The sequence below is a fragment of the Tepidiforma sp. genome, assembly GCF_034432735.1.
GTDB lineage: Bacteria > Chloroflexota > Dehalococcoidia > Tepidiformales > Tepidiformaceae > Tepidiforma.
This window is the reverse complement of the sequence record NZ_DAOUBJ010000154.1, coordinates 1-5,357: the sequence shown is the minus strand read 5'-3', so window position 1 is coordinate 5,357 and position 5,357 is coordinate 1. Positions and strand designations below refer to the sequence as shown.

The 5,357-nt window shown below is 65.9% G+C and carries 8 protein-coding genes; 5 read left to right on the top strand and 3 right to left on the bottom strand.

Going from position 1 to position 5,357, the window contains the following annotated elements; translation table 11 throughout:
* From VAE53_RS13015 to VAE53_RS13005, 3 genes are all read left to right on the top strand, one after another.
* Positions 1–693, top strand: a 693-nt coding sequence (locus VAE53_RS13015; RefSeq protein WP_322819804.1) for an undecaprenyl-diphosphate phosphatase, incomplete at its 5' end; no start/stop codon positions are given.
* 54 nt (positions 694–747) lie between these two features.
* Positions 748–1,590 carry an SDR family oxidoreductase gene (locus tag VAE53_RS13010; RefSeq protein ID WP_322819803.1) on the top strand — a complete coding sequence of 281 codons (843 nt, stop codon included), beginning with the start codon at positions 748–750 and terminating at the stop codon, positions 1,588–1,590.
* Complete coding sequence (locus tag VAE53_RS13005; protein WP_322819802.1) at positions 1,583–2,374, top strand: SDR family oxidoreductase; 792 nt, start codon at positions 1,583–1,585, stop codon at positions 2,372–2,374. Before VAE53_RS13010 ends, VAE53_RS13005 begins: the two co-directional genes overlap by 8 nt.
* 32 nt (positions 2,375–2,406) lie before the next feature.
* On the opposite strand, the gene VAE53_RS13000 is transcribed toward VAE53_RS13005, so the two are convergent.
* Entirely contained in the window at positions 2,407–2,865 is a 459-nt protein-coding gene (locus VAE53_RS13000; protein ID WP_322819801.1) for a ferredoxin-thioredoxin reductase catalytic domain-containing protein, read from the bottom strand.
* Positions 2,866–2,945: 80 nt separating this feature from the next.
* On the opposite strand from VAE53_RS13000, the gene VAE53_RS12995 reads away from it, so the two are divergent.
* Positions 2,946–3,719 carry a GNAT family N-acetyltransferase gene (locus tag VAE53_RS12995; RefSeq protein ID WP_322819800.1) on the top strand — a complete coding sequence of 258 codons (774 nt, stop codon included), beginning with the start codon at positions 2,946–2,948 and terminating at the stop codon, positions 3,717–3,719.
* Positions 3,720–3,733: 14 nt separating this feature from the next.
* Here the strand turns inward: VAE53_RS12995 and VAE53_RS12990 are convergent, their stop codons facing one another.
* Together VAE53_RS12990 and VAE53_RS12985 are read right to left on the bottom strand one after the other, a co-directional pair.
* Positions 3,734–4,264: a DinB family protein gene (locus VAE53_RS12990; RefSeq protein WP_322819799.1), complete on the bottom strand. Its 531-nt coding sequence runs from the start codon at positions 4,262–4,264 to the stop codon at positions 3,734–3,736.
* 57 nt (positions 4,265–4,321) lie between these two features.
* Positions 4,322–5,101 carry a response regulator transcription factor gene (locus tag VAE53_RS12985; protein ID WP_322819798.1) on the bottom strand — a complete coding sequence of 260 codons (780 nt, stop codon included), beginning with the start codon at positions 5,099–5,101 and terminating at the stop codon, positions 4,322–4,324.
* 65 nt (positions 5,102–5,166) lie between these two features.
* On the opposite strand from VAE53_RS12985, the gene VAE53_RS12980 reads away from it, so the two are divergent.
* The coding region (locus tag VAE53_RS12980; protein ID WP_322819797.1) for a hypothetical protein at positions 5,167–5,357 on the top strand (191 nt) is incomplete at its 3' end.

The window sequence follows — 5,357 nt, the reverse complement described above, 5'->3', positions numbered from 1 at the left end:
GATGTCGGCCTCCACGGCGGCACGCTCCTCGCGCTCCTGGCCTACTTCTGGCGCGATTGGTATGTCATGTTCCGGACTGGAATCTCCGACCTCCTACGGTATCGCACGCGGATCGCCGCCTGGCGCACCGATACCCGGCTACTCTGGCTCCTCGCACTCGGGTCCGTCCCCGCCGCAGTCGTAGGGCTCCTGTTCGACAACTGGATCGAGGCCAACGTCCGCCAGCCGTGGCTCGTCGCCATCATGCTCGCCACCATGGGGACCATCATGCTCGCCGCTGACCGCCTCGCCGCCAATCGCCGCACCATCGCCTCGATCGGGCTCGTCGACGCCGTGGCCATCGGCATCGGCCAGGCCTTCGCCCTCATCCCAGGCGTCTCCCGCTCGGGCGCCACCGTCACGGTCGGCCTCGCCCGCGGTTTGCGCCGCGAAGACGCCGTCCGATTCGCGTTCCTCCTCGGCACCCCAGCCTTCGTCGGTGCCTTGTTGCTCAAGTCGGCCGACCTCGCGTCCCTCTCCGGCCCGGAGGCACGAGATATGGCCGTCGGCTTCGCTACCTCCGCTGTCGTAGGCTTCGTTGCCATTCACTTCCTCCTCCGTTGGGTCCGAACCCGTTCTCTGCTCGTCTTCGTCCTCTATCGCTACGCCGTGGCCATCGTCACCCTGGCCATCGGTGCCATCCGAATCGCCTGAACCTCACCCATTGGCGGCCCGTATCATGCAGCCACCAACCCTCCGGAGGTCTCCATGGTCCTCGAACGTCTCCGGCTCGATGGCCCGCCACGAAAAGTGGCGATCGTCACCGGCGGAGGTCGCGGCCTCGGCAAGGCCATGGCCATCGCCCTCGCCGAAGCCGGCGCCGACGTCTGCATCGCGAGCCGAACCCGTGCCCAGCTCGAAGAAGCAGCCGCCGAAATCCACGCAGCCAGTGGGCGCGAACCGCTTATCGTCCCCACCGACGTTCGCGTCCGCGAACAGTGCGATGCCCTCGTCCAGCGCACCGTCGAGCATTTCGGCCGCCTCGATGTCATGCTCAACAACGCCGGAATCGGTGACCGTCGGGGCGCCGGCAGCCGCATCCAAGACCTCGACGATGCCGATTGGCAGGACACCATCGAGGTCAACCTCTACAGCACCTTCTACTGCTCGCGGGCGGCTGCCCGCCAACTCTTGAAGCAGGGGACCGGTGGCGTCATCGTCAACGTCGCGAGCGGAACCGCCCTCCGTTCATCTCCCCAGTCCATCGCCTACGCCGCCGCAAAGGCTGGCGTCATCTCGCTCACCAAGAGCATGGCCGCCCAGCTGGTCGGCGAGAATATCCGCGTCAACTGCATCATCCCCGGATTCATCGCCCAATCCCCCGCCCAATCCGAAGAAGAAGCGGCCCTCCGCGCCCAACGCGGCCGGTTCGTCACCGTCCGCCGCCTCGGCGAGGCGTGGGAGCTCGGCCCCCTCGCCGTCTTCCTCTGCTCCGACGCCTCCAGCTACATCACTGGCGAGTCCTTCGTCATCGATGGCGGAGGCCTCGCCGGCGGCATCGCTCCTACTGGGTGGGTCGTTCGTGAACCGGCGGAGGTGCACCATGGCTGATTGGGAACGAAAGCCGGGGTTCGACCTCTCCGGAAAGAAAGCGCTCGTCGTCGGCTGCGCAAACCCAGCCGGCCGCGCCCTCGCCCTCGCCTTCGCCGAAGCCGGGGCCGACGTCGCCGTGGCCTCCGCCACCACCGACGGCAACGAAATGCTCGAAGCCAAGCGCATCGCTCGCACCATCACCGAGACCGGGCGCCGGTCCTTCGCCCAGGGTTGGGATGTCACCCTCCCGACCAACGTCCAGGTCAATATGAAGCAACTCGGAAAGGAGTTCGGTCGGCCAACCATCCTCGTCTACAACGCCGACCTTCCCCTCGCTAAACCGTTCGAAAAGGTCACCGATACCGAATTCGCTCGGCTCCAGGCAGTCAACCAGAACGGGGCCTTCTATACGGCGCGCAGCTTCGTCCGGGAATTCCCCGAAGGCCAAGGCCCGGGCCGCCTCATCTTCGTCACCTCCATCTTCGCCGAACGTGGCGTCGAGGGGCTCACTGCCTACACCGCCGTCAAATCCAGCGTCGTCGGCCTTTCAACCGCGCTCAGCCAGGAGCTCGCTCCCCGCGGTTTCACCTCGAACTGCATCTCCACCGGCTGGATGGAATGGACGCCAGGCCGCGGCCCCGACGAAATCGGCGCCAACCTCCTCATGCGCTTCATCCCCATGCGCCGTTTCGGGCGAGCTGATGAACTCGGCGCCCTCGCCGTTCTCCTCGCTTCCGATGCCGCTGGCTATATCTCCGGTCAGGTCTTTCACATCGACGGGGGCGTCAGTCAACACCTCTAGAGCGCCTGGAGCGCCCACCGTCGCCGTCTCTCCTACTCCGTCGCCTTGTCCGCCTTCTGGCGTTCCAGCACCCGACCCAACGCCCGGCCCTTGTCGGGCGTTGGGTCCTTCACCAGCCCGTAAATCTCTCGCCCCTCGTGGTCCTCCGGCAGGTACTCCGTGATGGGCAGCCCCTCCTCGGTCACGAATAGGAGGCAATGGCAGTACTTGTAAATTTGCATTTCGTCGCACGCGCAAATCCAGGTCCGCCGCTTCACCTCTTCGTCCTTCGGGAGGTAAAGCCCCTCTGGCCAGTTCCCGTTCTCATCCTTCGTTGGGTAGAAGTTGCACGGACAGAGCGGGCGGCCGTATTGGTCAAGGTTTGCGGCCAACCCGAGAATCACCCCCTCCGTGATGTACCGATCCGGATGAAAGTGCGTTCCGGACTTCTCAGCGAACTTCGTCGCGTACGCCCACATCTTGTCGATCGATTCCTGGCTCGGCTGGTCCAACGGCTGGTTTCCTCCTCGGCTGCTACGGTTCATTATCCGGCCCGCGCGCCAACCTCGCTCGCACCGCGTACGATGCCCCCATGCGCAAGTCCCATCCCCTCGCCCCGGCCATCGCCGCCGCCATGCGCGATGCCACCGTGCGCCTCGGCAGCCACCCAACCCTCGGCGAAGTCACCGAGCTCGCCGGATTCACCTGCATCGACGCCGGCCTCGGCGTCTCTGCTGCCAATGTCGCGCTCCCTGGCCCCGGGGCCGCCTCTGGCATCGCCGCCCTTCGCGAGCTCGCTACCTGGTTCTCCGCGCGCGGCATCAACTTCCGCATCGATATCCCCTCCCATGCCCCCTCCGCGCTGATGGCAGCAGCCATGACGCTCGGCCTCCACTTCAAGGAGCGCCAGCTCGTCATGCTCCTCGAACGCCCCTTGCCCGTGTCCAGCCCGAGGAAGCTCGACGTCCGTATCGCCGCTACCCTAGCCGACGTCAGCGACTTCTGCGCCATCGATGCCCACGAGTTCGGCGGCGAGCCGCTCGTCGCCAGCATCGTCGAAGCTGCAAGCGAAGACCCTCGTGTCCTCCTCTTCGTCGGCACGCTCCAAGGCCGGCCGGTCGCCCGCATCGCGGCCATGCTCCACGGCGAGCTCGCGACCCTCCACAGCCTCTACGTCCACCCGTCAGTCCGCGGGCAAGGCCTAGGAACGGAAATGACCACCGCTGCGATCGAAGCAGTCCTCGCACCGCCCAACCGGCCGGTCGCCCTCCTGTCGACGCTGGTCGCCCAGCCCCTCTACCGCCGCCTCGGTTTCGTTCCAATCGGCGAAGTCGTCGTTCTCGGTGTCGACCTTCCGCTGTCCTGAAACCTGGACAGGCCTCAGATGGTCAGACCACCCAACCCCTGAACGCCGCGCACGTACTCGATTTCGCCAACATGCCGGTAGCCGTGGCTCAGGCAGACCCCGTAAATCCCGTCCCAGAGCGACATCTCCCCGAGCGGCTTGATCGTCACCTTCCGCGCGTCGAACTCCTCCGCCGACATCCCGGCGAGATACCGGTCGGTCGCCTCCCATACCCTCCGCTGGTACTCGTGCCACTTCGCCACATCGCTGATGCGGACGGCGTTCGCTTCCTCGGCCGTCATCCCCGTGCCCTGGCTGGTCCGCGGCAGCCCGAAGTATTCGTGGTAGTTTCCCTCCAGCCACACTGTCGGCTTCTGTTGGGCGACCCAATTGATGATGTTGTCTTCCGTCCGCACATAGTGCCAAAGGCTGAAGAAAGCGCTCACACCGCCCTCTTGCGGGCGGAAGTTGAGTTGTTCAGCGGTCATCCCCGCGACGGCCTTGTCGAGCAGCTCGTGCATCGACTTGAGCGAAGTGCGCAGGATCTCGTGGGCGGTTCGGGCCATGCTACCTCCAAGTATGCAGGGGTGGGCCCGATTCTACGCCAACTCGTCGAACGCTCCCTACACCGCGAGCGCGGCCCGCTTCGGCTCCTCCAGCGCATACCCGGCGCCCCAGCGATTGACGATGTACACCGGACGGCTGGGGTCGTCCTCCAGCTTCTGCCGCAGATATCGAATGTAGAGCCGTAGGTAATGCGTCTCCTCGGTGTACTGATTCCCCCATACCCGAGCGATCAGCGCCTTCGAGGGCACAACCTCGCCGGCGTGTTCCGCCAACGTCCAGAGAAGCCGATATTCCGTCGGGGAAAGTGGGATCTCTTCACCGTTCTTCCACACGGTCTGCGATGCAGGGTCGATCTCGATCGCGCCCACCCGTACCCGCCGAATATCCCCCTCACCGTGCCGCTCTCCCTCTCCGCCACCATTCGCCATCCCGATGCGCCGCAGCAATGCTCGCAGCCGCAAGTCGATCTCGTCGGTACTACAGAAGGGCCGGCAATAGTCGTCGGCACCCGCCTCGAAGCAGCGCAGCATCTCCGCCGTCGAACCAGTGCACCCAACTGCGATGATCGGCACGTTGGTCACTCGCCGTATCCTCGCCACTACCTCCGAGGGCGTCCCCACATCTCGGCCCAAGTCGACCACGATGGCGTCCGCCTGGCTCCCCTCGACCGCGGCCACGGCCGCGCCCGGCTCCCCGAAGGCCTGGACACGATAGCCAATCAGTTCGAGCCCCCGCGCCCGGTCGAACGCCGTCTCCAACGCCCTCGAAACGACGACCACACGTAGGCCAACCGGCGGTGGAAGCTCGGCCGTCTCTCGCGAACGGTGGCCTGCCATCGCCCTCCTCCCCATCGGTAGGTTCCCCGATGTGCCCGGTCGCGGGGGCAGCCGAAAGTATCGGTATGCGGAGGGCTTCGCTCGTCCCGGTCATGATCGGTAGCGCGGCACTCTGCTCGGCGCTCGGCCTCGCAACGCTCCGCTTCGAAACCCCCGCGGAGGCGACCAACCCCGCATCTCATATGTCGGCAGTCCACGCCTCCCCGCTCTCTGCCGGCTCCCTCCCTGTTACCGACGTGACACCTCCCCAGGGAGA